Here is a 23,163-nt window from a genome sequence, read left to right as displayed (position 1 = left end):
CGGCGACGTCGTTGGCGTGGGCGGGATTGCGAAAGACCGACGTGACCTGATCACCCCGCGTGGTCAAGATGCGGGCCAGATATAAAGCGACCTTGCCGTGGCCGCCGATGACGACAATGCGCGACATGCCATGCGACGCTACCCGGGCCCCTGTGCGTCACGGGCTCGGCTGCAGCCGGGCCGGCTACCAACCGGCTGGTCGGGGCTGCTAAGAATCAAGTAGAGCAGTCAAGACTCATCGAAAGGACAATCCGATGGCTGAAGCCGTAATCGTCGAGGCGGTGCGTTCACCGGTCGGTAAGCGCAACGGCGGGCTGTCCGGCGTACACCCCGCCGACCTGTCCGCGCAGGTTCTCAACGGACTCATTGAGAAGGCCGGCATCGATCCCGAGATCGTCGACGACGTGATTTGGGGCTGCGTCATGCAGGCCGGCGAGCAGGCGCTCGACATCGGGCGCACCGCGTTGCTGACCGCCGGCTGGCCGGAGACCGTTCCCGGTGTCACCGTCGACCGTCAGTGCGGGTCCAGCCAGCAGTCGATCCACTTCGCCGCCGCGGGTGTGATCGCCGGCCACTACGACGTCGTCGTCGCCGGCGGCGTGGAGTCGATGTCGCGGACTCCGATGGGGGCCTCTCTCGCCAACGGCGGTAGGCCGTTCTCGCAGGCCTTCCTCGACCGGTATGACGGTGCAATCCCCAACCAGGGCATCGGCGCGGAGATGATCGCCGAGCAGTGGGGGTTCGACCGGACCGCACTCGACGAGTTCTCCCTCGGATCTCACGAAAAAGCGGGTGCCGCACAGGATTCCGGTGCATTCGACGACCAGATCGTGGCCATCAAGGATCAGGATGGCACAGTTGTGCTCAAGGACGAAGGCATCCGCCGGGGCACGCCGATGGAGAAGATGGCGCAGCTGAAGCCCGCCTTCAAGGAGGACGGCGTGATTCACGCCGGCAACTCCAGCCAGATCTCCGACGGGTCGGCGGCGTTGCTGTTCATGTCGGCGGAGAAGGCGAAGTCGTTGAAACTCAACCCGATCGCCAAGGTGCACACCGCCACACTGGCCGGCGCTGACCCGGTGATCATGCTGACCGCACCGATCCCGGCGACCCAGAAGGCGCTGAAGCGCTCCGGACTGAAGCTGGAAGATATTGGGGTGTTCGAAGTCAACGAGGCGTTCGCGCCGGTGCCATTGGCCTGGTTGAAGGACATCGGCGCTGACGAGAAGAAGCTCAACCCCAACGGCGGCGCGATCGCACTCGGCCATCCGCTCGGCGGGTCCGGCGCCCGGATCATGACAACGCTGCTCTACCACATGCGGGACAAGGGAATTCGTTACGGCTTGCAGACGATGTGTGAGGGCGGTGGCCAGGCCAACGCCACCATTGTGGAGCTGCTGTGACGGCAGCGCTCACCGAGCGCCGCGGCAATGTCCTGGTGATCACGATCAACCGGCCCGAGGCCCGCAACTCGGTCAACGGCGCGGTCAGTATCGCCGTCGGCGACGCGCTCGAACAAGCCCAAAACGACGACGAGGTGCGGGCGGTGGTGATCACCGGCGCCGGCGACAAATCCTTCTGTGCGGGAGCAGATCTCAAGGCGATTTCGCGCCGCGAGAATCTGTACCACCCCGACCACGGCGAATGGGGCTTCGCCGGCTACGTCCACCACTTCATCGACAAGCCGACCATCGCGGCGGTCAACGGAACCGCGTTGGGCGGCGGCACCGAGCTGGCCCTGGCCAGCGACCTCGTGGTGGCCGAGAAACGCGCGAAGTTCGGCCTGCCCGAGGTCAAGGTCGGGCTGATCGCCGGAGCCGGTGGCGTGTTCCGCATCGCGCATCAGCTGCCCCGCAAAGTCGCCATGCAGATGCTGCTGACCGGTGAGCCGATCAGCGCCGCCGAGGCCGCCCAGTGGGGACTGATCAACCAGGTCGTCCCGGACGGCACGGTGCTGGAGGCCGCGCTGGCCCTGGCCGAGCGGGTCACCGTGAATGCGCCGCTGTCGGTGCAGGCCAGCAAGCGGATCGCATACGGCGCCGACGACGGCGTCATCCCCGACGAAGAACCGGGCTGGGCCCGCACCGCACGCGAGTTCGGGACATTGCTGAAATCCGAGGACGCCAAAGAAGGCCCGATGGCGTTCGCCGAAAAACGCCAGCCGGTTTGGAAGGCACGCTGATCAATTGTCGAGCGGCATCAGATGGTCGACAGGACTAATGATGCGGCCGCCGACGATCGGCACGCACTCGGTGGGCAGTTCGGCAGTCACTGCCACCCCGCTGCGGTCCAGTGCGTCGAGAAAGCGTGGTAGTCCGTCCATGGCGCCGGACGGCAGGTCGTGAACCACCATCAGGGTGTGTTCCCGCGCGCGGACATCGGCAAGCGCCCGGTCGATCCACCCGACCGGATCTGCCCAGTCGCGCGGCACGCTGTTCCATAACACGCAGGTGTACTTCCCGCTCACCAGATAGTTGACCGCAGTGCGGTTAAGGCACCGCCGGTCTAGCTGACCCTCGGTGCCCCAGGGGCGGAAGAGGAAGTTTTCGCCGGTAAATCCCCGTAAAATTTCGTGCGCCGTGGCGATTTCGGCGATGGTTTCCTGCTTACCCAGCTCGCCTAGTGGTCGGCCGTGAGTCAGCGAGTGATTGCCCACCCGGTGACAATCCCGAACCATTCGCGTGAGCAGGGCACGCGCTCCTGCGTCTCCGTCTACGCGGTTGGCGACGACAAAAAAGATCGCCCGGAGTGACCTCTCCGCAAGTATGTCGAGAACCTCGTCGGTCACACCGGGCGTCGGTCCGTTGTCGAAAGTGAGGGTGATCCGTCTACCTCGCGGCACAGCGTTGATTGACCTCTCTCACTCCGACGCCGAGGCGCTCGGCCCTCCCCTCTGGGGACGAGTGCGTCAACTGGCAACGCTAGCTCTGAGTTGTCGCCATATGGGTGCTAACTGATCGATCAGTCAGCTACTGTAGCCTGGATCACCGACAAGAGACAACGGAGACTTCGTCGACAACGCCCGCTGAGCTGAGTCCAGCCGCTGCGATAAACGCCCGAATGCGTATCCTCGCGGCGGCTTTCGAGTGCTTCTGCGAGTTTGGCTACGAGAAATCCTCGATGAAGCGGATCGCCGCGCGCGCCGGTGTCTCGCAACCCCTGCTTCACCACCACTTCGACACCAAAGAACGGCTGCTCCAGTCGGCGATTGGCAAGATGGCCGCTGACATCTTCTCGACGGCATTCGACCAGTTACCGCAGCGCGGATCTGTCGTTGAACGACTGGATGCTGCAAAAGAACTGCTGTATGCGCTCTTCGTGAACAATTTGCTCGCCGCGTCCTTCACGGTGGAATTCGCCGCGGCGGCAAACCACAATGAGTCCCTCAAACAAGCCTATTTGGACTACCAGCAAACCCAACGGCGGAATGTCGCACGCTTCATCGAGGATCTGGCTCCCGGAGCAGAGACCGATTTATCGAGCGGGCTCATCGAGACATTTCTCCTCGGGATGGCGATGCGCCGCCCCTTCACCAACGACGAAACCGCATTCCGGGCCGAGTTCGACGCCCACGCTCAACTGTTGATCAACCATCTCATCGCTCAAGGAACGGAGCATTCAGCGCCATGACGACCGTCAAGCCGGAAAGTGCGCTTGAGTCCCCAGTCGACGCGAGCATCGCGGGCAGCAAAGGCAAGCCCCTCTTCCTGAAACGCTACGAGCATCCGAACGCCCAGTACACGCTGGTTCTGGTGCATGGCACCGCGGGCTACAGCGCGGCCTACCACGATTTCGCCGAGCAATTCCGGCGACGCTTTCCGGCCACGGTCTGGGCCTTCGATTTGACCGGCCACGGGCGCACTGTGGGCCCGCGAGGCGTCTTCACCTTCGAAGACTTCCTCGAAGACGTTCGGGCTGTGTCCGACCACGCGGCCGAACGCACCGGCCTTCCGGTGGTGCTGCACGGGGCCAGTCAGGGCGGCGAAATTGCGTTCCACGCGCTCGCCCGTTGCCCGCGGGTGGCCGGAGCCGTCTGCGTGAATATCCTGCTGAACGACGAGCTGCAGATGAACCGCTCGATTCGGTTAATGCGTTCGGCGGCAATGGATCGTCTGGCCCGCGGTCTAGGCGACCGGGTTCGGGTGCCGCTACGCCGGTTCATCGACTTCAAAGCCGCCTACCAGGAAGACCCAGATTTGTTGCCCGAGAAGCTGATTGACCCGCTCAATGTCTGGTCCTACGGCTTCAAGAGCTACCACTCCGTCTTCAACTACAAGCCGAATCAGCCCGCCGCGGCGAATACCACGCCCGTCCTGATTGCCTGTGGCGAGAACGACGAGATCGTCGATCCAAATCATGTCCGGGCCTGCTTTGGGCGCGTCGGCGGACCCAAAGACCTCTTTGTGATGCCCGGCGGCGGACATCAGCTCATGCTCTTCGAGACCGACCTGTATAGCCGGGTTGTCGATTCATGGATACGTGAGCGCGTCTTAGGTCGAGCGCGCTCGTGGGCTGCGCCGCTCGACGTCGAAGAGCGGGCGTACTTCGACTTCCTCCACCGCGAGCGTCGCAGCGAGGCCAGCGGCGAGCCGGATTACCGCTACTCCTGGCTCGACAAGCTCCTCACGAGAGTCCACAACGGCACGATTGAACGCGGTGTGCGCTACTTCGTCCAGGCCCAGGCCAGCGCGCACTGGCGGTTCACCGAAGAGCTCGTCAGCAAAATCGACTACGTCGCTTGGCAATTCCTGCGAGACTACTTACCCCAGTCCGCAGGAACCGAGCATTCGCGGATGGCCGTGGTCGGCTGCGGCAGCGGTAACGCGATCCGTGGTTTGCTCAAGCTGGTGCCCGAGCTACGGGACTGGGAAATCGATGGCTTCGACGTCGACTACAAAGCCATCCGGGCAGCGCGGCGGTCCTTCGCCGACATCGCGAGCGTTCAATTCCACGTCGGGGACATCCGCGATCGGAACGTTCTGCCCAGCAATCAATTCGACGTCGTCTACATGCACGGAATACTCGACCACTGTGGCGAGCACCGCGCGGTACTGGCGAATGCCTATCGTGCGCTGAAACCCGGCGGTCGGGTGTTTTATGTGGCTCCAGACCGGAACCTGTACACCTGGCTGGCCTTCGTCACCGTCGGCCCGTTGTATGTGGCCGGTATGTACAAGTCAATTCACGACTTCCGCCGGTTCGCAAGACCCACTGAACTTTCCAGACTTCTCGAAGATGTCGGTTGCCGGCCATTGCGGAAGCGTGGCGCGCCCCAGGCGGCGGCAATCGCCGGGCTTGAATACACGAACAGACTGAACCTGTTTGCTCTGCGACGCTCATTTCACAAACGCAGTCTCTCCGACTTGACCATCGAGCTGACGAAGCCCCGAGGCTGGCTCGGGGGCCGACATCTGGGCGAATATGTGGGTGGGGCGGAAAAACCTGTTGTGCAATCAAACTCGTGACCCCGACCTCAATCATGTATAGCCCAGCGCCGCGTTTTCCACCCTGATCCGCACCGCGAGCAGTAGCGCGTTGGCCATCGTGAAGCTGGCCGCGGTCAGCCACGCCGTGTGCACCAGCGGTAGCGCCACACCTTCGACGACGACGGCCACATAATTCGGGTGATGCAGCCAGCGGTACGGACCCCGCCGTATCAACGGCGCTTGCGGCACCACGATCACCAACGTGTTCCACCGATGGCCCAATGTGGCTACGCACCACCAGCGCAGCACCTGACTCAGTGCCACCAGCGCGAGCATCGGCCAGCCGAGCCAGGGGATGAATGGTCGGTGCAATGCCCAAACCTCGACGACGCAACCGAGCAGCAGTGCAGCGTGGAGCGTCACCATCACCGGGTAGTGGCCGCGGCCGAATTCCTTGCCGCCGTGGGCAAAAGCCCATCGCGCGTTGCGTTTGGAGACGATCAGCTCGGCCAGCCGCTCGATGCCGATCGCGAGGATCAGCAGGTAGTACACGACTTACCAGCCGAGCAGCACGAGTTCCGAGCAGAACGCCGGCCCCATCGCCATCATCAGCCCGAATGAGCCCGGTGGCGGTGGATCGGCCATGTTGGCGCGAAGCACATCCAGCACCGACACTGACGAGAGATTCCCGTTGTCGCGCAACGAGTTCCGGGTGTGGTCAAGGGCGTCGGCCGGAAGGTCCAGCGTGTGCTCGACGGCTTCGATCACCTTCGGTCCACCTGGATGGCAGACCCACGTCGAGATGTCCTCGGAGGTAAGGCCGTGGTCTTTCAGGAAGTTGCGGACGTCTTCGCCCAGGTACTTCTCGGCGACGGTCGCGACTTCTGTGGACAACTTGATCTGGAACCCGTTACTGCCGATATTCCAGCCCATGACCTCTTCGGTGTCCGGGTAGAGCCGGCTGCGGGTGGCCAACACCCGCGGACCCATGGGTGTCAGCGCAGATCCCTTGGCAACGACGGCGCCGACACCGTCACCGAACAGGCTGGCCGCCACCAGATTGGCGATGGAGAAGTCTTCACGCTGGAGCGTCAATGAGCACAGTTCGACAGCGAGCAACACTGCCACGTGATCGGGGAAGGCCAGCAGGTAGTCATGCATGCGGGCCACCCCGGCCGCCCCGGCGACACAGCCAAGTCCGAACAGCGGCACTCGCTTGACGTCGGGTCGCAAGCCGACGCGGGTCGCCAGCCGGGCCTCCAAGGTCGGCACCGCCAACCCGGTGACCGTCGTCGAGAAAACGATATCGACGTCGGCGGGCTTGACCTTGGCGGCGTCGAATGCCGAGAGCAGCGCGCGCTCACCGAGTTCCAGCGCGGTCTCGATGAAGATGTCGTTCGCTTCGGTGAAGCCGGTCAGTTTGCCGTACTGCGGCAATGGCAATGAGATGCGGCGGGTTCGCACGCCGGCGCTGGCGCCGAACCGGTCGAACCGCGGCCCGCCGAAGCCGGTCAGGCCCGACAGTGCCTCCCGCTGGCCGACCTGGTGCGGCGGAAATTCGATGGCTACCGCCGCGACGGACGCGGATGGCGTGGTGTTGGCGTTCCCCCCCTGCTCGCCGGGCGTAACAGGGCGCATCTTGTAATCGTATCCAAGTGGTCAGTCGCGGCTGGGCCGCTTCTTTGTATCCGATTTATTGGAACTAAACCACAATTGATCGGATTGTGCATCGCGCCCCCGTCGCGTGTGCCGGCCGGACCCGGACACGCCGTTTCTGCCTGCGATATCGCCGGCAACAACCAAACCCTGCCCGCATGCGCCAGGGTCGGTAGGTTGGAGTGTGTGCGAATTTTGGTGACGGGCGCGACCGGTTACGTGGGATCGCGGCTGGTCACAGCGCTACTCACAGCCGGCCATCAGGTGCTGGCCGCCACCCGCGACCCGGCGCGACTTGCTCGCTTTGGCTGGTTTGACGACGTCAACCCGGTCGCTCTGGATGCCTCCGATGCCGAGTCGGTTCGCGCGGCGTTCGCCGCCGCCGGCCCGGTCGACGTCGTCTATTACTTGGTCCACGCGATCGGTCAGCCAGGGTTTCGCGACGCCGACCGGGACGCGGCCGGCAGCGTCGCGGCCGCGGCCCACGACGCCGGTGTGCGTCGCATCGTCTATCTGGGCGGGTTCGTCCCCGACGACCCTGACGATGGGGTGCTGTCCGAGCACCTCACAAGCCGGGCGGAGGTGGCCCAGGCGCTGACGGTCGACGGCGGTCCGGAACTGGTGTGGCTCGGCGCGGCATTGATTTTCGGCGCCGGCTCGACGTCGTTCGAGATGTTGCGCTACGTCGGCGACCGGTTCCCGGTCATCCCGATCCCCGCGTGGATGCACAACCCGATCGACCCGATTTCCGTGCGCGACGTGCTCTATTACCTGGTCGCGGCGGCCGATCCCGGACAGGTACCTGCGGGCGCCTACGACATCGCCGGCCCGGACCGGACGTCATACCATGCGCTGCGGAAAACCTATGCGCGGATTTCCGGTAAGTGGCACACGAGTCTGCCGGCACCCGGAGTTGACACCGCGGTGGCGTCATGGGTTACGGCGGTGGCGGTGCCGGTGCCCGACGGGCTGGCCGCCGATCTGGTGGAGTCGCTGGATCACCCGATGGAAGCCGCTGGCTCCGGCCTGCGTGATCTGGTTCCCGACCCACCCGGTGGGCTGGTTTCTGTCGAGGAAGCGATCGCCCGGGCCCTATCGAGTTCGTCGGGTCGCCGACCGCTTGCGGTCAACGCGCTGGGCGATCCGCACCACCTTGCAGACAGCGATCCGGCGTGGGCCGGGGGCGATGCGCTGCGGCTGCGGCGACTCGCGGGAATGGTGACACCATCGATCGCGCGGCCCGGCCTCGCGTTGGTTGATGCCGTCCCCGGACCCATTGCCGGTGCACTGCGAACCGGCCTCGACCTGCTGATCACCCTGACACCGAAGGTGCCTTTCGTATGACGCGCGCCGGCGACGATGCAGAGCGAAGCGATGAGGAGGAGCGGCGCCCATGACTGACGTCGGTCACCCACAGACCAGCGCCCTGGCCGATATCCGTCGCGGGATAGTCAATGTCGCTGTGCCGCATAATGAGCCGCCCGCAATCAAGCGACGCCGGCGGGTCGTCGTCGCGATCGTGCTGCTCCTCGGCGCGGGGGTGTTGGGTCTGGCCCTGCGACGGCACCCCGGCGAGTCGAGCTTCTACTGGCTGACACTGGCGCTGACGGCGGTGTGGGCGCTCGGGGCATTCGCCTCAGGGCCTTTGCATCTCGGCGGCGTCTGCTGGCGTGGCCGCAACCAGCGTCCGGTGATCAGCGGCACCGTGATCGGTCTGGCGCTGGGCGCGGTCTTCGTGCTCGGCGGGTTGATCGCCAGAGAGATCCCCTTGGTCTCCGAGCTGATCACCCGGGTGCTGCAGTACACCGATCAGGGATCGTGGCGACTCACGATGACCGTCGCGCTCCTCGGCGGGATCGCCGAGGAGTTGTTCTACCGCGGTGCGCTCTACACCGCGCTGGGCCGGTACCACCCGGCGCTGGTCTCGACCATCGTCTACGTCGCTGCGACGTTGGCCAGCGGCAACCCGATGCTCGGGTTCGCCGCCATCATCCTCGGGACCGTGTGTGCATTGGAACGGCGCGCCACCGGCGGGGTGCTGGCACCGATCCTGACGCACTTCGTCTGGACCCTGGTCGTGCTGCTGGCGTTGCCCCCGCTGTTCGGTCTGTGAACTTGCCGCAATCAGCTGTCGGTGAAGTTCGGTGTCCGACGCTCTTGGAAAGCCTTTGCGCCCTCGAGGAAGTCGGGTGATCTCAGCAGGATCGCCTGACCATCCAGTTCGCGCTGCAACGCAGCCTCCAACTCACCAAGTGTGGCCGCGTTGATGGCGTCCTTGGTCTTCGCGAATGCCACCGCGAGGCCGGACAGCAATCCGGACACCACCTTGTCCACCTCGGCCTCGAAGTCGTCGGCCGGGTAGACGGCGCTGATCAGGCCACAAGCCAGCGCGTCGGCGGCCGGCAGCCGTTCGGCCAGCAATGCCATTCGCATCGCTCGTGTGCGACCGATCGCAGCCGCGACCAGCGCCGAGGCGCCGCCGTCGGGCATCAGACCGATCTTGGTGAACGCAAGCATGAAAAACGCGTTGTCCGAAGCCAATATCAGGTCGCACGCCAAGGCCAGGGATACACCGACGCCGGCGGCCGGACCTTGAACGACTGCGACGACGGGGCAGTGCAGCGCCGCGATGGCTCGGACCGCGCGGTTGGCCGCCAAGATCAGCCCGGTCCCCGGCCCGCCGCTGGCCACGTCGTCGGCGCTCATTCCCGCTCCGGAGCTGAAGCCGCGGCCGGCACCACCCAAACGCACCACCTTCACCCGCGGATCGGTGGCCGCCCGCTCCATCGCATCGGCGATGCCCACGAGCACCGGCAATGTCAGCGAATTCAGGCTGTCCGGACGATCGACGTCACCGAAAGCACCCCGTCGGTAAGGGTGACGGCAAGCCCGGTGACGGGTGCGAGGGTGTCGATTCCGGAATCGATGGCGGTCATGGGGATCACCTTAAGCGACCGGGGTGCACCGCCACCCGGCCCGGCTGCGAAGATGCGACTGTGTGATTAGTGGCGACCCGCTGCGCCCGGCTTCGCCGCGCTGGCGATCGCCACGGGGTATTGGTCTGTCGACAAGGAGGTCGCTAATGGCAGGACCCTTGACGGGGTTGCGGGTGATTGAGCTGGCCGGCATTGGGCCGGGCCCGCACGCCGCGATGATCCTCGGTGACCTCGGTGCCGACGTCGTGCGCGTCGACCGGCCCGGAGCCAGCGGCGCCGACCCGATGCTGCGCAACCGGCGCTTCGTCATCGCCGACCTCAAGTCTGAGCCGGGCCGCGAGCTGGTGCTCAAGCTCGTCGCCAAGGCCGACGTGCTGATCGAGGGTTACCGTCCGGGCGTCACCGAGCGGCTGGGCCTGGGCCCGGAAGACTGCGCCAAGGTGAACGACCGGCTCGTCTACGCCCGGATGACCGGCTGGGGACAAACCGGCCCGCGCAGCCAGCAAGCCGGTCACGACATCAACTACATCTCACTCAACGGCGTGCTGCACTCGATCGGCCGGGTCAATGAGCGGCCGGTACCGCCGCTGAACCTGGTCGGCGACTTCGGCGGCGGGTCGATGTTCCTGCTGGTCGGCATCCTGGCGGCGCTGTGGGAACGGCAGAACTCCGGCAAGGGCCAGGTCATCGACGCGGCCATGATCGACGGGTCATCGGTTCTGGTGCAGATGATGTGGGCGATGCGCGCCATGGGCATGTGGACCGACGAGCGAGGCACCAACATGCTCGACGGCGGCGCCCCCTACTACGACACTTACGAATGCTCTGACGGTCGCTATGTCGCGGTGGGTGCGATCGAACCGCAGTTCTACGCGGCGATGCTGGCCGGGCTTGGCCTGGACGCCGCCGATCTGCCGAAGCAGAACGACCGCACCCGCTGGCCCGAGCTGCGGGCCCGGTTCACCGAGGTGTTCGCCAGCCGCGACCGCGATCACTGGGCGAAGGTGTTCGCTGATTCGGACGCGTGCGTGACGCCGGTGCTGGCGTTCGGGGAGGTGGAGACCGAGCCGCATATCACCCAGCGGAACACCTTCTACCGAACCGGCGGCGGCCTGCAGCCGTTGTCGGCGCCCCGGTTCTCGCGCACGGCTCCGGGTGAGCCGCGCCCGCCGGGGCAGCCCGGAGCCGACACCGAAGCCGTCCTCAGCGACTGGGTATAGTCCCGACCAACTAGTAGGTCGGCTCCTTTGGGGGGAGCGGCCCGATCGGACCGAAAGGAACATTTGCGTGGAAATCAGAGATGCCGTAGCACTCGTCACCGGTGGAGCCTCAGGCCTGGGCCTGGCCACCACCAAGCGCCTGCTGGACGCCGGTGCGCAGGTGGTCGTGCTCGACCTCAAAGGTGAGGAGGTGGTCCGCGAGCTTGGCGATCGTGCCCGCTTCGCGCCCGCCGACGTCACCGACGAGAAAGCGGTGACCTCGGCCCTGGATATCGCCGAGTCACTGGGCCCGCTGCGCATCGTGGTCAACTGCGCCGGTACCGGTAACGCCATCCGAGTGCTGGGGAAGGACGGTGTCTTCCCGCTGGACGCGTTCCGCAAGGTGGTCGATATCAACCTGATCGGCACCTTCAACGTGTTGCGGCTGGGCGCCGAGCGCATCGCCAACACCGACCCGGTCGGCGAAGAGCGCGGCGTCATCATCAACACCGCTTCGGTGGCGGCCTTCGACGGCCAGATCGGGCAGGCCGCCTACTCGGCGTCCAAGGGCGGTGTGGTCGGCATGACTCTGCCGATCGCGCGCGACCTGGCCGGCAAGGGCATCCGCGTGGTGACGATCGCCCCCGGCCTGTTCGACACCCCATTGCTGGCCGGTCTGCCCGAGCCGGCCAGGGAGTCGCTGGGCAAGCAGGTGCCGCACCCCAGCCGGCTGGGTAAACCCGACGAATACGGCGCGCTGGCCGTGCACATCGTCGAGAATCCGATGCTCAACGGGGAGGTCATCCGGTTGGACGGCGCGATCCGGATGGCCCCGAGGTAGGACAGCGGTAACCGAGCCAACCCGGTAACCGAGCCGAAAACGCCTGACGACGATGCAGCCGTGAAGCGGCTGCGGAGAAGTCGGGCGAATAGAAAGGTCCCCGCCGAAGCGGGGACCCTAACAATGAGGCAATGGCAAAGGAGCGGTTGAGGCTCAGTCTCACCTCGTTATCGGCGCGCCCATATCGACCGGCGCGCTCCGCGCAGATCAGCTCGCGGTGGGCAGCGGGTGCCAATCGTCGAGCTGCTCCGAGCACTCACCCTCTACCAGCACGTCGCCGTGGTAGAGAGCCTCGAAATCAGCTTTGATCACGTCGGCACTCGAGTCGTCGATCCACATGTAGATGAGCTTATGAGCAACCATTAAGGAATCTTTGAGTCACGATTCGGAAAACGTTGGCAATATTACCGTCGGGTAGGTTTTGGCTGGCTGGGATGCCGCACTCGCCGGCCTTCGGTAGGGCTGGGTGGGGCGTCATCGATTGCCGGCGAGATGTCGCGTACTGCATCGAGATGGCTGCTTGAAGTCTTGTCGGGCCTGGGTGGACGGCACGTCCGGACTCCCGGATGTTCGTCGCGCATCCAATTAGCACGCTATAGGCTGCGGAAAATGGCCTGGTTAATCCGCTTTACGGGTGAACCATCGCGGGTGCCGGGTCCGTATCTATTAGGTAGGGCGCTTGAGGAAGCGTTCGAACGTTGCGTGGCTAAGTTATCACCGATAAGTTAGCGCGGGTAGTTCACGGAGGAAGGACACGCATGCTGCAGCGAATCGCTCGCCTTGCCATCGTCGCGCCGCGCCGAATCCTGGTGGTCGCAGGCCTGGTCATGGTGGCAGCCGCAATCTTCGGGCTGCCGGTCGCCAAGAGCCTCTCCGCCGGTGGCTTTCAGGACCCGGAGTCGGAGTCGGCACGGGCACTTCACCTGTTGACCGACAAGTTCGGGCAGAGCGACCAGCAGATGTTGATCGTGGTGACCTCGCCCGCCGGTGCCCGCAGCGTCCAGGCTGGCCAGGTCGGCACCGACATCGTCGACCATCTCAAACAGTCACCGTTTGTGTTCAACGTGTCCTCGGCGTGGACATCGCCGCCGCAGGCCGCCGCCGATCTGGTGAGCAAGGACGGCAAGTCCGGATTGATCGTGGCGAACCTCAAGGGCGGCGAAAACAACGCGCAGAACTACGCCAAGACCCTGGCGAGTGATGTCGTGCACGACCGGGATGGTGTCACCGTTCAAGCCGGTGGGCTCGCAATGGCGTACACCCAGATCAACCACCAGAACGAACGCGATCTACTGCTGATGGAATCGATCGCGATTCCGCTGAGCTTCGTGGTGCTGGTCTGGGTTTTCGGTGGGCTGCTGACCGCCGCCTTGCCCATTGCTCTGGGCGGGCTAGCGATCGTCGGGTCGATGTCGGCGTTGCGGCTTATCACTTTCAGCACCGACGTGGCGATCTACGCGCTCAACCTGAGCACCGCATTGGGCCTTGCCCTGGCCATCGACTACACCCTGCTGATCATCAGCCGTTACCGCGACGAGCTGGCCGACGGCGCCGGCCGAGACGAGGCACTGATCCGGACCATGGCCACCGCCGGCCGCACGGTGCTTTTCTCGGCGACCACCGTCGCGTTGTCGATGGCGGTGATGGTGCTGTTCCCGATGTACTTCTTGAAGTCGTTCGCTTACGCCGGCGTGGCCACCGTGGCGTTCGTCGCTGTGGCGGCGATCGTGGTGACACCGGCGGCGATCGTGTTGCTCGGGCCACGGCTGGACGCACTCGACGTGCGCCGGCTGGGACGGCGGATACTCGGTCGCCCGGATCCGGTGCGCAAACCGGTGGAACAGCTGTTCTGGTATCGGTCGACCAAGTTCGTGACGCGCCGGGCCGTGCCGATCGGTCTGGCCGTCGTCGCGCTGCTGCTGATGCTCGGGGTTCCGTTCCTCGGGGTGAAGTGGGGTATGCCCGACGACCGGGTGCTGCCGAAATCGGCTTCGGCGCATGCGGTTGGTGACCAGTTGCGCCGCGACTTCACCGATGACTCAGCGACGGCGGTGCCGGTAGTCGTCCCGGACGTCCGCGGGGTGCGTCCGGGCGACTTCGACCGCTACGCCGCGGACCTGTCCCGGGTGGCCGACGTCTCGGCGGTATCGGCCCCAACCGGGACGTTCGTGGCCGGTAACCGGGCCGGACCGCCGTCGGCGCCCACCGGGATGACCGGGGGCAGCGCATTTTTGACCGTCGCCAGCACCGCGCCGCTGTTCTCGCAGGCCTCCCAGACCCAGCTCGACCGGCTGCACGGGGTCAACGGGCCCGCCGGCCAGTCGGTAGAGATGGCCGGCCTGGCACAGATCAACCGCGACAGCGTGCACGGGATCACCACACGGCTACCGCTGGTCTTGGGGCTCATCGCCGTTATCACGTTCGCGCTGCTGTTCCTGCTCACCGGCAGCGTGGTGCTGCCGGTGAAGGCGCTGGTGTGCAACGTGCTGTCGCTGACCGCGGCTTTCGGCGCGCTGGTGTGGATCTTCCAGGACGGCCACCTCGGCGCAATGGGCACAACCCCGAGCGGGACGCTGGTCGCGAACATCCCGGTGCTGTTGTTCTGCGTGGCGTTCGGCCTGTCCATGGATTACGAGGTGTTCCTAGTCTCCCGGATTCGGGAGTACTGGTTGGCTTCCGTCGCAGCCCGCCCCGCGACGGCGAACAGCAGAACGATTCGCGCCGACAACGACGAGAGTGTGGCCCTCGGCCTGGCGCGGACCGGCCGCGTGGTTACCGCCGCTGCGCTGGTGATGTCGATTTCGTTCGCCGCGTTGATCGCCGCTCACGTGTCGTTCATGCGAATGTTCGGTTCCGGCCTGACGCTCGCCGTGCTGGCCGACGCGACGTTGGTGCGGATGGTTCTGGTTCCGGCGTTCATGCACGTGCTGGGCCAGTGGAGCTGGTGGGCGCCCAAACCACTGGTGTGGCTGCATGAGCGGTTCGGGATCAGTGAGGCGGCCGACGGCGCGACGCTCCCGGCGCCTCCTGACCGTTCGAGTGGAAGACATCGCCGCGAAGACGTCGACGCGGCCGCGCCCATGGGGTTCAATGGCGATCGTGGCGCACGCACCGCCGCGACGTTCCCGGCGCCTCCTGACCGTTCGAGTGGAAGACATCGCCGCGAAGACGTCGACCCGGCCGCGCCCGTGGGGTCCATCGGCGTTCGGGGCGCACGTGCCCCCGCAACGGTCAGCCACCGTGGTTAGCCCGTCCACGGACAATCTTCGCCGCCGTCGCGCACCACGCGGGTCCGGCGAGCTGCTTCGCGACCAAATCCTGGACGCCGCTACCGAACTCTTGCTGGAAACGGGTCACGCCAAGGCGGTGTCGATCCGCTCGGTGGCGCAACGCGTCGGTGTGACGCCGCCATCGATCTACCTGCATTTCGAAGACAAAGACACACTGCTCAACGCGGTGTGCGCACGCTACTTCGAAAAGCTGGACGACGAAATGCAGCGGGTATCCGTGGGGCAGCCGTACACCATCGAGGTACTACGAGCCCAGGGGCTGGCGTATATCCGGTTCGCCACCGAGACCCCCGAGCTCTATCGGATCGCGACGATGGGTGAGTGGCGCTCGGGCAGCGACGTTGACGCCGCCCTGGCCAGCTCGGCGTTCGAGCACATGTGTGCCACCGTGCGGGCGCTGATGGACGAGGGCAGCTGCCCGCCCGGCGATGCGACGACCGTCGCTCTGCAACTGTGGAGTGCTGCGCACGGGGTGGCGTCGCTGCTGATCGCTAAACCGCACCTGCCGTTCGGCGATGCCAAAGACTTCGCCGACCGGGTGCTCGGTGCGGTGTTTTGCGGACATATCGTGGAGGGACTGGTCGGCGCCGATGCCACCCCGCAGCAGACCGTGGAGTGGCTGATGGCGGTTGGATCTTTGCAGAAACCCAAGGAAGGTTCGCAAGCGTGACGTCATCGGCCCCGGTAAAGGTCGACAACCCGTTCTTCGCCCGGATCTGGCCCACCATCGCCGCCCACGAGACCGAGCAGATTCGTGCGCTGCGTCGGGAGAATCTGGCCGGGTTGTCGGGCCGAGTCCTAGAAGTCGGTGCGGGCACGGGGACCAACTTCGCTTTTTACCCGGATTCCGTTGTGCAGGTCGTCGCGGTCGAGCCCGAGCATCGGCTGGCGGTACGGGCTCGCGCTGCGGCCGCCGATGCACACGTTCCGGTCGTGGTGAGCGATGCGGCGGTGGAGAATTATTCGGCCACCGAGCCGTTTGACGCGGTGGTGTGCTCGCTGGTGCTGTGCTCGGTGAGCGACCCCGATTCCGTTCTGCGGGAACTGCTTTCGTGTCTGCGCGCGGGCGGCGAGCTGCGATTTCTGGAGCATGTGGCCACCGGCGGGATTCGGGGCCGGTTCCAGCAGCTGGTCGACGCGACGATATGGCCGAGGCTGGCGGGTAACTGCCACACCCACCGCCACACCGAGCAGTCGATCCGCGCTGCGGGATTCGAAGTGGACCATGCCCGAATCGAGCGGACCTTGCCGGCGTGGGCGCCGCTGCCGGTGTCGGAGTTCGTGCTCGGCCGGGCTCGGCGTCCGGCTTAGTTCAGCAGCGCGGGCAGCCGCTGCAGCAATGTCGGCAGCGCCTTGCTTGCCGTCTCGCGCACGGTGATGGTGGCGCTGTCGGACAGCGGCGTCGGCTCCGGGTTGACCTCGATGACGACCGTGCCGCGCGCCAGCGCCAACTCGGGCAGACTCGCCGCCGGGTACACGATGCCGGAAGTCCCCACCACGACCAGCACGTCGGCGGCGGTCGTCGCCTCGACCGCGTGCTGCCACGGCTCCTCGGGCAGCGGCTCGCCGAACCAGACGATGTCGGGTCGGATCAAGCCGCCACAGTGACAGGTCGGTGGCTCAACTTCCAAAGCCGGCTCCGGCATCTCGGGCAACTCGCGCGTGTAGTGCATACCGCAAGTCGCGCAACGGAACTCGAACAGGCTGCCGTGCAGATGATGTACCAGTGAGCTACCGGCACGCTCATGCAGGTCGTCGACGTTCTGCGTGACGACGCTGACCTCGGCGTGGTCCTGCCAGGCGGCGACGGCGCGGTGGCCTGCGTTGGGCTCGACGGTGGCCACCAGATAGTGCCGCCACAAATACCATCCCCAAACCCGTTCGGGGTTGCGAAGCCAACCTTGCGTGCTGGACAACTCGTAGGGGTCGAACCGGGCCCACAGTCCGTTCTTGTCGTCGCGAAACGTCGGCACGCCGCTCTCCGCCGAGATTCCCGCGCCGGACAGGACCGTTATCCGCACCCCACCAACATAGCGGGACTGCGGGATACTGAGCAGGTGGAGTTGGGGGAGTGGCTGCGAGTTGACGGACAAGCGGGTCGACCGCTGTTCGACCAGCTGCGAAGCCAGGTCATCGACGCGATTCGGGACGGTAGTTTGCCACCCGGCGCCCGGCTGCCTACGGTACGTGAACTGGCCGGTCAGCTCGGTCTGGCGGTCAACACCGTGGCCCGCGCGTACCGCGAGCTGGAGACCGCCGGCGTCGTCGAAACCCGTGGACGCTTTGGCACATTCGTCGCGCGGGCGGACCCGTCGGATTCCGCGATGGCCGCGGCCGCGCGCGCCTATCTCGACGTCGCTCGCGGACTGGGACTCGGCAAGGCCGACGCGCTGCGCTATGTCGAGGCCGCCTCCGAGGACTGAGATCACCGCAGGAGTTTGGCCAGCGTGCGCACGTTGCGGGTGGTGGTCGACGATTTGTATCGCTTCTTGCCCATCGTTTTGCCGATGGTGCTGTCCAGCGTGTTGTTTTTTCGGACCTGCCAATAGATCACGCCGGCGGAATCGGGTCCGCGGGCGATCTTCTCGTCGGCGCCGGCCTGGTCGGCCAGTGCGGCGAGCTCGTCGAGCACGCCGGTGTCGCTGACAAACGTGACGTAGGACTGGTATCCGTCCAGTTCGGCCTCGAACGGATAGGCAGCGACGATGGTCCGTACCGTCTCGATGGGGTAGACCAGTACCCACGCGTCGTATCCGAAACGCTTGCGCAGTGCCGTCTCCGCCTTGGTGCGCACCGCATCCGCACCAGCCCGTGACTCCAGGACGATGTTGCCGCTCGCCAAGATCGTGCGCACATTGGCGAAACCAGCCTCGGCCAACGCGTCCGCTACGTCGGCCATCTTGAGGTTGACGCCGCCGACGTTGACGCCGCGCAGGAATGCCGCGTAGCGGGTCATGAGCTGATGGTAGCGAGCGTCGACTAGTAGGCTTTCGACATGGGACGCCAAGTGTTCGACGACAAGCTGCTGGCCGTGATCGCCGACAATTCGCTCGGCGTGCTGGCAACTGTCAAGCGCGACGGACGTCCACAGCTGTCCAACGTGTCGTATTACTTTGACGCCCGCAACGTCGCCGTTCAGGTGTCGGTCACCGAGCCGCGGGCCAAGACCCGCAACCTGCGCCGCGACCCGCGGGCTTCGCTGTTGGTCAGCGCCGACGACGGCTGGTCGTATGCCGTCGCCGAGGGCGCCGCGGAGCTGACACCGCCGGCGCTCGCGGTCGACGACGACACTGTCGAAGCGCTGATTACCTTGTACCGCAACATCGCCGGCGAACACCCGGACTGGGACGACTACCGCCAGGCGATGGTCACCGACCGTCGGGTACTGCTGACGATGCCGATCGCACACGTATACGGCATGCCGCCGGGCGTGCGGTGATTCAGACCTAATCGCCGCGGGCGCGCTAGGCTGCGGGCATGGCTGCATCCAAGTCGGGGACGGATTCTGCGTCGGAGGACGACACCAAACGCAAATTCCGCGAGGCGCTCGAACGCAAGAATGCCAAGTCGTCTGGCGGATCGGATCACAAGGACGGCGGCGCCAAGCAGCCCCGCGTGCACGGGCCGGTGGAGAACCGCCGAGAGTTCCGCCGCAAAAGCGGTTAGTCGGCTACCCGGCGGGGTTCAGCTCGCTTTCGCTCGGTTGTTCCGCAGCCTCTGCTATCCCGAAAAATACTGCGGGAACAACGAATTCAATTGCCGTGAGCACTTCCTGGAGCCAGTGCGGCCGGCCGTTGTGGACCAGTGAGATCAACCGTCCAACAGCGCTCAGCAGCATGAGGCCCGCCAGTAGACGCACGTCACCGGCCCGGATCGGGGATTTGCGTGCGGCTCGTAGCCAGGCGAAGCCATACCCGGCGAAATACGCCGAGTAGAACCGCTCCCGCGAATCGACCGTGGCGTTGGCGTCCGTCGCGCCGGGCACCGAGGCTGTACCGAGAGCGAAGTGGTAGATGCCGATGGCGACACAGGAGAGTCCGGTGAACACTGCCAGGTTCTTCAAGTAGCGGTCGGTCATCTTGATCCTCCCCTCACCGAGCGAATGGCGTACCGACACCGTAACTCGTCAGCACGGTCTTAAACTGTGACGGTGCCGAAGCTGCAGCTTGCTCAAGACCCGACCGCGGACGCGCTGCTCGGAGACAACCCGTTCGCGTTGCTGGTGGGCATGCTGCTCGACCAGCAGTAGACGCTTACAACCGTGAAGAAGCAATCTCTGCGTGCTCTAGTCGGGGCTCGTGTCGTGTTCGCCTACAGAAACGCTCGATTGCCGTATTTGTCGAGCGAGACGAGCTCTCCAACTGGCCGACGCGTCGTGGGACCGTATTTGCCAATCGGCCAGCCAAGAGGGATTAGCGCACAAGGAGTGACATTCCACGGCAGGCCCACGGCGCGTCTCGCCAGCAGCTTGCTCCACAGCGGCGCGGTGATCAGAGCCGCGCCCAACCCGGCCGCACGTGCCGCCAGCAAGAGGTTCTGCACCGCCGGATAAATCGAACCGTAGGCGCTGCTCGTCAACACCGAAGGCCAGGGTGGGATGACACCCTTGAGGCATGCCACAACGACGACGGGGATCTCGTCGAAGTGATCCGCCTGCCATTGCACGGCCTTCTGTACCCCGAGCATCTTCTCGTCACCGCGGCGTTCAATGGAACGTTTGTAGATCGGGCCGGCCAGATTGATGGCTCTGCGATTCAAGCGGCCTAGTTTCGCGATTACTTCGCGGTCCTTGACGACGATGAATTCCCAATTCTGCGCGTTCGAACCAGTCGGCGCCTTCATTGCCAGCTCGAGAATGTGAAGCACAAGCGAGTCGTCAACCGGGTCACTCTTGATCTGACGGATCGCCCGTTGCGTACGCATCGCCTCTTCGAGCGGCATGGCTAAGGGCTCTTGCTGCGTCATAACCACGATTCCAACACGGTCGGGCCAGCCGATGGGGCTATCTCGGGCGAACGCCAAGTCGACAGCTGACTAAAGCACGCGGTAACTCGCACCTCTTGAACACGCACCGTTGCCAAGCTTTGACGATGGCGAACGCAGGGCTCGGCCCTGACGACCCCGGTGCGTAACGCGGACGTCAGTCGGCTCGGACGGGCTCCCTCGCCGCCGCACAGTCCTAGACTGGCCGAGTGCCGAACCTACGACTAGCCGGTGATCCGGCCGCGGACGCGCTGCTCGGAGACAACCCGTTCGCGTTGCTGGTGGGCATGCTGCTCGACCAGCATTAGACGATGTTGACTAGACCGAGCCCCCTGGGATGCTTGGGGAAGCGCAATCGCATTACCGGCCAGGTCTTTCGCCATGGATCATCCTCTGGGATGGCTGCGTACCGCACTACACCGACGCGACATCTTCATTGACAGCTACCGTGACATTCGCGGAAGAAGGAGACCGGGTAATGGCCAGCTCGAACGATCCGATGGCGGCGGTGCGCCAATACGTCGACGGTTTCAACCACGGTGACGTGGAGGCGATGGCAACGGCATGCGCTGACCCCATGCAAATCCTCGATGGAATGTCGCCGCATGTGTGGCAGGGACCAACAGCCGCCGAGGACTGGTATGCGGATGCGCTTGCCGAAGGTGAGCACCTTGGGGTATCGGACTACAACATCGTTCTAGGCGAGCCACGGCATGTGAACGTCACTGGCGATTACGCATACGTCGTCGCGCCCGTGATCTTCTCCTACAAATTGAAGGGCAGTCAGGTTACGCAGACGGACGCGTTCTTCACGGTGGCGCTTCGGAAGGTCGGCGACGACTGGCGCTTAGCCGCCTGGGCCTGGGCCAAAGGCTTCAATAGCGTTGAGTAGGTGAGGTTCGCATGCACATGTCCGCATACACCTACCGCGTAGCCCTAGACTGGCCGAGTGCCTAACCTGCGACTAACCGGTGATCCAGCAGCTGATGCCCTGCTGGATGAGAATCCTTTCGCTCTTTTCATAGGTGTACTGCTCGACCAGCAGGTGCCGATGGAGACCGCGTTCGCCGGCCCGAAGAAGATCGCCGACCGGATGGGCGGCTTCGACGCAACCGAGATCGCCGACTACGACCCGGACAAGTTCGCCGCGTTGTGCTCGGAAAGGCCTGCAATACATCGCTTTCCAGGTGCAATGGCCAAGCGCATCCAGGCGTTGGCCCAGATCATCGTGGATCACTACGAGGGCGATGCCGCCGCCGTGTGGACGGCGGGCGATCCGGACGGAGCCGAGCTGCTGCGGCGACTTAATGACCTACCCGGATTCGGCGAGCAGAAGGCGCGAATCTTCCTGGCGCTGCTCGGCAAGCAGTACTCGGTGACCCCGAAGGGCTGGCGGACAGCTGCCGGCGACTACGGCAAGGCCGGCACGCACCTGTCGGTCGCCGATATCGCCGACGCCAGTTCGCTGGATAAGGTGCGTTCGTATAAGAAGCAGATGAAAGCGGCCAAGAAGGCTAACGGAAAGGCGGCAACGTGAAGACACACCTGAACTGTCCGTGCGGCGAGGCCATCGTCGGGAAAGATGAAGACGAACTGGTCGAGCTCACCCAGGCACACCTGGCCAGCGTTCACCCAGGCCTGGAGTACGACCGGGACGCGATTCTGTTCATGGCCTACTGACGGCTGATCCGCCGGCGCGCACATGGCTATGGGTGCGCGCCGACGGATAGAACCGCGGTTAGGGCACCACCGTCGAACCGATGGTGGGCATGAACTGGCACTGCTTGTCCTTGGTGGTGACCTGCCCGAAGATCGTCGACATGACGCTGCCCGAACCGGTGTCGGCGATGGCGGTCAACGTGGTCGGCCCTGCCGGGTTGATGTCCGGTTGCGGCTTGAGCGTCACGCTGCCCGATTTGCCGGTGGTCAAGTTCACCCAGGTCACATTCAACGGCAGCTTCTGCACGTCGGCAGGTCCCGGTGTGCCGATGGCGGTGAACACGTAGGCGGTCTGGCCGGATGTAGGGCCGGGCGTAGGGATCTTCGCGGGCCCGGCCACTGACAGCGCGGTCGCGAGGACGTTACCGCCGTCGGCCAAACAGCCACTGCTGATCGACGGATACATGAAATCCTGCGTGGGCGGGGTGTCCGGGCTGAAACCCGGAGCCACTGGAGGAGTAGCCGCAGGAGCGGCCGCCGGCGCTACGGGTGGTCCCACCGGGCTGGCGGCGGGCGCCGGCGCGGCGGCGGGAGGCGGTCCGGCGGGTGCCACCGGCGCGGCTACCGGGATGGCGGTCGCGGGGGCAGATGCGGCCTCGGGCCCGGGGCCCGCGGCATGCACCGGGTCGATACCCGTCGGCAGGTGCGCCTGAGCGCCCGGTTCCACGCCGGGCGGGACGATGTGCGCCGTGGGGGCGGAGTTGGGTGGCTGGTTCAGGTCGGCCGGAACCGCTGCATTGGGCGCCTGGACGAACTGGTTCACGGACGCCGCAACGTTTTTCGACTGGTCGGGCGCCGTCGGATTGTGAGTGAATGCCGACGCCGCGGCCATGAGCAACTGCGTCGCCTGCTCGGGGTTGCCGGCGGCCTGCTGAATGATCGGGCTCAACTCGGTCAGCGCCGGCAGCCCGGGAAACTGTTGGGCGGGGAGCGGCTGGGGCGGCGTCGGGTCGGCAAGCGCGCCGGGGCTGAGCGCCACTGCGGCACTGCAAGCGAGCGCCGCGGCGGCCAAGCCGCTGATCAGATTCCTGGTGACTACCACGGTGTCCTCCCGGTCAGTGTTGGTTGGGGTGGCCGGCTAGCGCCGCGGGGCGCGAGCCGGCCAGGGTGGGT

Annotated in this window: 25 protein-coding genes and 5 pseudogenes; 19 read left to right on the top strand and 11 right to left on the bottom strand. The window is 65.3% G+C overall.

The features are described 5' to 3' along the window. Positions 1 to 127 (bottom strand): annotated as a pseudogene (locus ACLQI9_RS32640) (NAD-dependent dehydratase); the annotation flags it as partial. A 127-nt stretch (positions 128 to 254) separates the two neighbouring features. On the opposite strand from ACLQI9_RS32640, the gene ACLQI9_RS32635 reads away from it, so the two are divergent. Continuing rightward, complete coding sequence (locus tag ACLQI9_RS32635; protein ID WP_442381663.1) at positions 255 to 1,403, top strand: thiolase family protein; 1,149 nt, start codon at positions 255 to 257, stop codon at positions 1,401 to 1,403. Beyond that, positions 1,400 to 2,182, top strand: coding sequence for a crotonase/enoyl-CoA hydratase family protein (locus ACLQI9_RS32630; protein WP_442381665.1), 783 nt, complete (start codon positions 1,400 to 1,402; stop codon positions 2,180 to 2,182). Before ACLQI9_RS32635 ends, ACLQI9_RS32630 begins: the two co-directional genes overlap by 4 nt. Here ACLQI9_RS32630 and ACLQI9_RS32625 read toward each other — a convergent pair whose 3' ends face one another. Beyond that, positions 2,183 to 2,842 carry a polysaccharide deacetylase family protein gene (locus ACLQI9_RS32625; RefSeq protein ID WP_442381666.1) on the bottom strand — a complete coding sequence of 220 codons (660 nt, stop codon included), beginning with the start codon at positions 2,840 to 2,842 and terminating at the stop codon, positions 2,183 to 2,185. It lies immediately after the preceding gene. A gap of 218 nt (positions 2,843 to 3,060) precedes the next feature. Between ACLQI9_RS32625 and ACLQI9_RS32620 the strand changes: the two genes are divergently transcribed. Next, positions 3,061 to 3,630, top strand: coding sequence for a TetR/AcrR family transcriptional regulator (locus ACLQI9_RS32620; RefSeq protein ID WP_442381668.1), 570 nt, complete (start codon positions 3,061 to 3,063; stop codon positions 3,628 to 3,630). Continuing rightward, positions 3,627 to 5,465 (top strand): alpha/beta fold hydrolase, encoded by a 1,839-nt coding sequence (locus tag ACLQI9_RS32615; protein WP_442392869.1) that lies wholly within the window; start codon positions 3,627 to 3,629, stop codon positions 5,463 to 5,465. The genes ACLQI9_RS32620 and ACLQI9_RS32615 overlap by 4 nt, the downstream gene beginning before the upstream one ends. A 12-nt stretch (positions 5,466 to 5,477) precedes the next feature. Here ACLQI9_RS32615 and ACLQI9_RS32610 read toward each other — a convergent pair whose 3' ends face one another. Next, entirely contained in the window at positions 5,478 to 5,978 is a 501-nt protein-coding gene (locus tag ACLQI9_RS32610; protein WP_442381672.1) for an isoprenylcysteine carboxyl methyltransferase family protein, read from the bottom strand. A gap of 3 nt (positions 5,979 to 5,981) precedes the next feature. Continuing rightward, entirely contained in the window at positions 5,982 to 7,064 is a 1,083-nt protein-coding gene (locus ACLQI9_RS32605; RefSeq protein WP_442381674.1) for a type III polyketide synthase, read from the bottom strand. Between the two features lie 204 nt (positions 7,065 to 7,268). On the opposite strand from ACLQI9_RS32605, the gene ACLQI9_RS32600 reads away from it, so the two are divergent. Then, positions 7,269 to 8,426, top strand: a complete 1,158-nt coding sequence (locus ACLQI9_RS32600) for an NAD(P)H-binding protein (protein WP_442381676.1) — start codon at positions 7,269 to 7,271, stop codon at positions 8,424 to 8,426. Between the two features lie 49 nt (positions 8,427 to 8,475). Continuing rightward, positions 8,476 to 9,195, top strand: coding sequence for a CPBP family intramembrane glutamic endopeptidase (locus tag ACLQI9_RS32595; protein ID WP_442381678.1), 720 nt, complete (start codon positions 8,476 to 8,478; stop codon positions 9,193 to 9,195). Positions 9,196 to 9,206: 11 nt separating this feature from the next. Here the strand turns inward: ACLQI9_RS32595 and ACLQI9_RS32590 are convergent. Beyond that, a pseudogene (locus ACLQI9_RS32590) lies at positions 9,207 to 10,018 on the bottom strand (enoyl-CoA hydratase). 146 nt (positions 10,019 to 10,164) lie between these two features. On the opposite strand from ACLQI9_RS32590, the gene ACLQI9_RS32585 reads away from it, so the two are divergent. Then, positions 10,165 to 11,238 carry a CaiB/BaiF CoA transferase family protein gene (locus tag ACLQI9_RS32585; RefSeq protein ID WP_442381680.1) on the top strand — a complete coding sequence of 358 codons (1,074 nt, stop codon included), beginning with the start codon at positions 10,165 to 10,167 and terminating at the stop codon, positions 11,236 to 11,238. 67 nt (positions 11,239 to 11,305) lie between these two features. Beyond that, positions 11,306 to 12,058, top strand: a complete 753-nt coding sequence (locus ACLQI9_RS32580; RefSeq protein ID WP_442381682.1) for a 3-hydroxyacyl-CoA dehydrogenase — start codon at positions 11,306 to 11,308, stop codon at positions 12,056 to 12,058. 207 nt (positions 12,059 to 12,265) lie between these two features. Here the strand turns inward: ACLQI9_RS32580 and ACLQI9_RS32575 are convergent, their stop codons facing one another. After that, positions 12,266 to 12,421: a hypothetical protein gene (locus ACLQI9_RS32575; protein ID WP_442381692.1), complete on the bottom strand. Its 156-nt coding sequence runs from the start codon at positions 12,419 to 12,421 to the stop codon at positions 12,266 to 12,268. 395 nt (positions 12,422 to 12,816) lie between these two features. Between ACLQI9_RS32575 and ACLQI9_RS32570 the strand changes: the two are divergent. The 3 genes and pseudogenes from ACLQI9_RS32570 to ACLQI9_RS32560 all read left to right on the top strand — a co-directional run. Beyond that, a pseudogene (locus tag ACLQI9_RS32570) lies at positions 12,817 to 15,087 on the top strand (MMPL family transporter); the annotation flags it as partial. A 211-nt stretch (positions 15,088 to 15,298) separates the two neighbouring features. Further along, positions 15,299 to 16,018 (top strand): TetR/AcrR family transcriptional regulator, encoded by a 720-nt coding sequence (locus ACLQI9_RS32565; protein WP_442381684.1) that lies wholly within the window; start codon positions 15,299 to 15,301, stop codon positions 16,016 to 16,018. Next, positions 16,015 to 16,659: a class I SAM-dependent methyltransferase gene (locus ACLQI9_RS32560; RefSeq protein WP_442381686.1), complete on the top strand. Its 645-nt coding sequence runs from the start codon at positions 16,015 to 16,017 to the stop codon at positions 16,657 to 16,659. The genes ACLQI9_RS32565 and ACLQI9_RS32560 overlap by 4 nt, the downstream gene beginning before the upstream one ends. Here the strand turns inward: ACLQI9_RS32560 and ACLQI9_RS32555 are convergent. Then, the gene (locus tag ACLQI9_RS32555) at positions 16,656 to 17,369 is read right to left on the bottom strand and encodes an NAD-dependent deacylase (protein ID WP_442381688.1); all 714 of its coding nucleotides are present in this window, start codon (positions 17,367 to 17,369) and stop codon (positions 16,656 to 16,658) included. The two genes, ACLQI9_RS32560 and ACLQI9_RS32555, sit on opposite strands and share 4 nt — an antisense overlap. A 36-nt stretch (positions 17,370 to 17,405) precedes the next feature. On the opposite strand from ACLQI9_RS32555, the gene ACLQI9_RS32550 reads away from it, so the two are divergent. Then, positions 17,406 to 17,771 carry a GntR family transcriptional regulator gene (locus tag ACLQI9_RS32550; RefSeq protein ID WP_442392867.1) on the top strand — a complete coding sequence of 122 codons (366 nt, stop codon included), beginning with the start codon at positions 17,406 to 17,408 and terminating at the stop codon, positions 17,769 to 17,771. Between the two features lie 2 nt (positions 17,772 to 17,773). Here ACLQI9_RS32550 and ACLQI9_RS32545 read toward each other — a convergent pair whose 3' ends face one another. Further along, a complete protein-coding gene (locus tag ACLQI9_RS32545; protein ID WP_442380865.1) occupies positions 17,774 to 18,304 on the bottom strand; it encodes a DUF1697 domain-containing protein in 531 nt (176 codons plus the stop codon). A 39-nt stretch (positions 18,305 to 18,343) separates the two neighbouring features. On the opposite strand from ACLQI9_RS32545, the gene ACLQI9_RS32540 reads away from it, so the two are divergent. Beyond that, positions 18,344 to 18,787, top strand: a complete 444-nt coding sequence (locus ACLQI9_RS32540) for a PPOX class F420-dependent oxidoreductase (RefSeq protein WP_442380867.1) — start codon at positions 18,344 to 18,346, stop codon at positions 18,785 to 18,787. Between the two features lie 38 nt (positions 18,788 to 18,825). Beyond that, positions 18,826 to 19,014, top strand: coding sequence for a DUF5302 domain-containing protein (locus tag ACLQI9_RS32535; RefSeq protein ID WP_442380869.1), 189 nt, complete (start codon positions 18,826 to 18,828; stop codon positions 19,012 to 19,014). Between the two features lie 4 nt (positions 19,015 to 19,018). Here the strand turns inward: ACLQI9_RS32535 and ACLQI9_RS32530 are convergent, their stop codons facing one another. Then, positions 19,019 to 19,426, bottom strand: a complete 408-nt coding sequence (locus ACLQI9_RS32530) for a DUF4345 domain-containing protein (protein ID WP_442380871.1) — start codon at positions 19,424 to 19,426, stop codon at positions 19,019 to 19,021. A 72-nt stretch (positions 19,427 to 19,498) separates the two neighbouring features. Here ACLQI9_RS32530 and ACLQI9_RS32525 point away from each other — a divergent pair. Continuing rightward, positions 19,499 to 19,594, top strand: a pseudogene (locus ACLQI9_RS32525) (HhH-GPD-type base excision DNA repair protein); the annotation flags it as partial. Between the two features lie 65 nt (positions 19,595 to 19,659). Here the strand turns inward: ACLQI9_RS32525 and ACLQI9_RS32520 are convergent. Beyond that, entirely contained in the window at positions 19,660 to 20,289 is a 630-nt protein-coding gene (locus tag ACLQI9_RS32520; protein WP_442380903.1) for a nitroreductase family protein, read from the bottom strand. A 251-nt stretch (positions 20,290 to 20,540) separates the two neighbouring features. Between ACLQI9_RS32520 and ACLQI9_RS32515 the strand changes: the two are divergent. The 4 genes and pseudogenes from ACLQI9_RS32515 to ACLQI9_RS32500 all read left to right on the top strand — a co-directional run. Continuing rightward, positions 20,541 to 20,633, top strand: a pseudogene (locus ACLQI9_RS32515) (HhH-GPD-type base excision DNA repair protein); the annotation flags it as partial. Positions 20,634 to 20,809: 176 nt separating this feature from the next. After that, positions 20,810 to 21,223 (top strand): YybH family protein, encoded by a 414-nt coding sequence (locus ACLQI9_RS32510; protein WP_442380873.1) that lies wholly within the window; start codon positions 20,810 to 20,812, stop codon positions 21,221 to 21,223. A 57-nt stretch (positions 21,224 to 21,280) separates the two neighbouring features. Beyond that, positions 21,281 to 21,868, top strand: coding sequence for an HhH-GPD-type base excision DNA repair protein (locus ACLQI9_RS32505; protein WP_442380875.1), 588 nt, complete (start codon positions 21,281 to 21,283; stop codon positions 21,866 to 21,868). Further along, entirely contained in the window at positions 21,865 to 22,011 is a 147-nt protein-coding gene (locus ACLQI9_RS32500; RefSeq protein ID WP_085193644.1) for a DUF1059 domain-containing protein, read from the top strand. The genes ACLQI9_RS32505 and ACLQI9_RS32500 overlap by 4 nt, the downstream gene beginning before the upstream one ends. Positions 22,012 to 22,069: 58 nt before the next feature. Here ACLQI9_RS32500 and ACLQI9_RS32495 read toward each other — a convergent pair whose 3' ends face one another. Beyond that, positions 22,070 to 23,092: an Rv1157c family protein gene (locus ACLQI9_RS32495; RefSeq protein ID WP_442380877.1), complete on the bottom strand. Its 1,023-nt coding sequence runs from the start codon at positions 23,090 to 23,092 to the stop codon at positions 22,070 to 22,072. Positions 23,093 to 23,163: the final 71 nt, after the last annotated feature.

Origin of the sequence: Mycobacterium sp. (assembly GCF_052143115.1) — a bacterium.
In the GTDB taxonomy this organism is placed as follows: Bacteria; Actinomycetota; Actinomycetes; order Mycobacteriales; family Mycobacteriaceae; genus Mycobacterium.
This window is presented reverse-complemented; position numbering and strand designations above follow the sequence as displayed.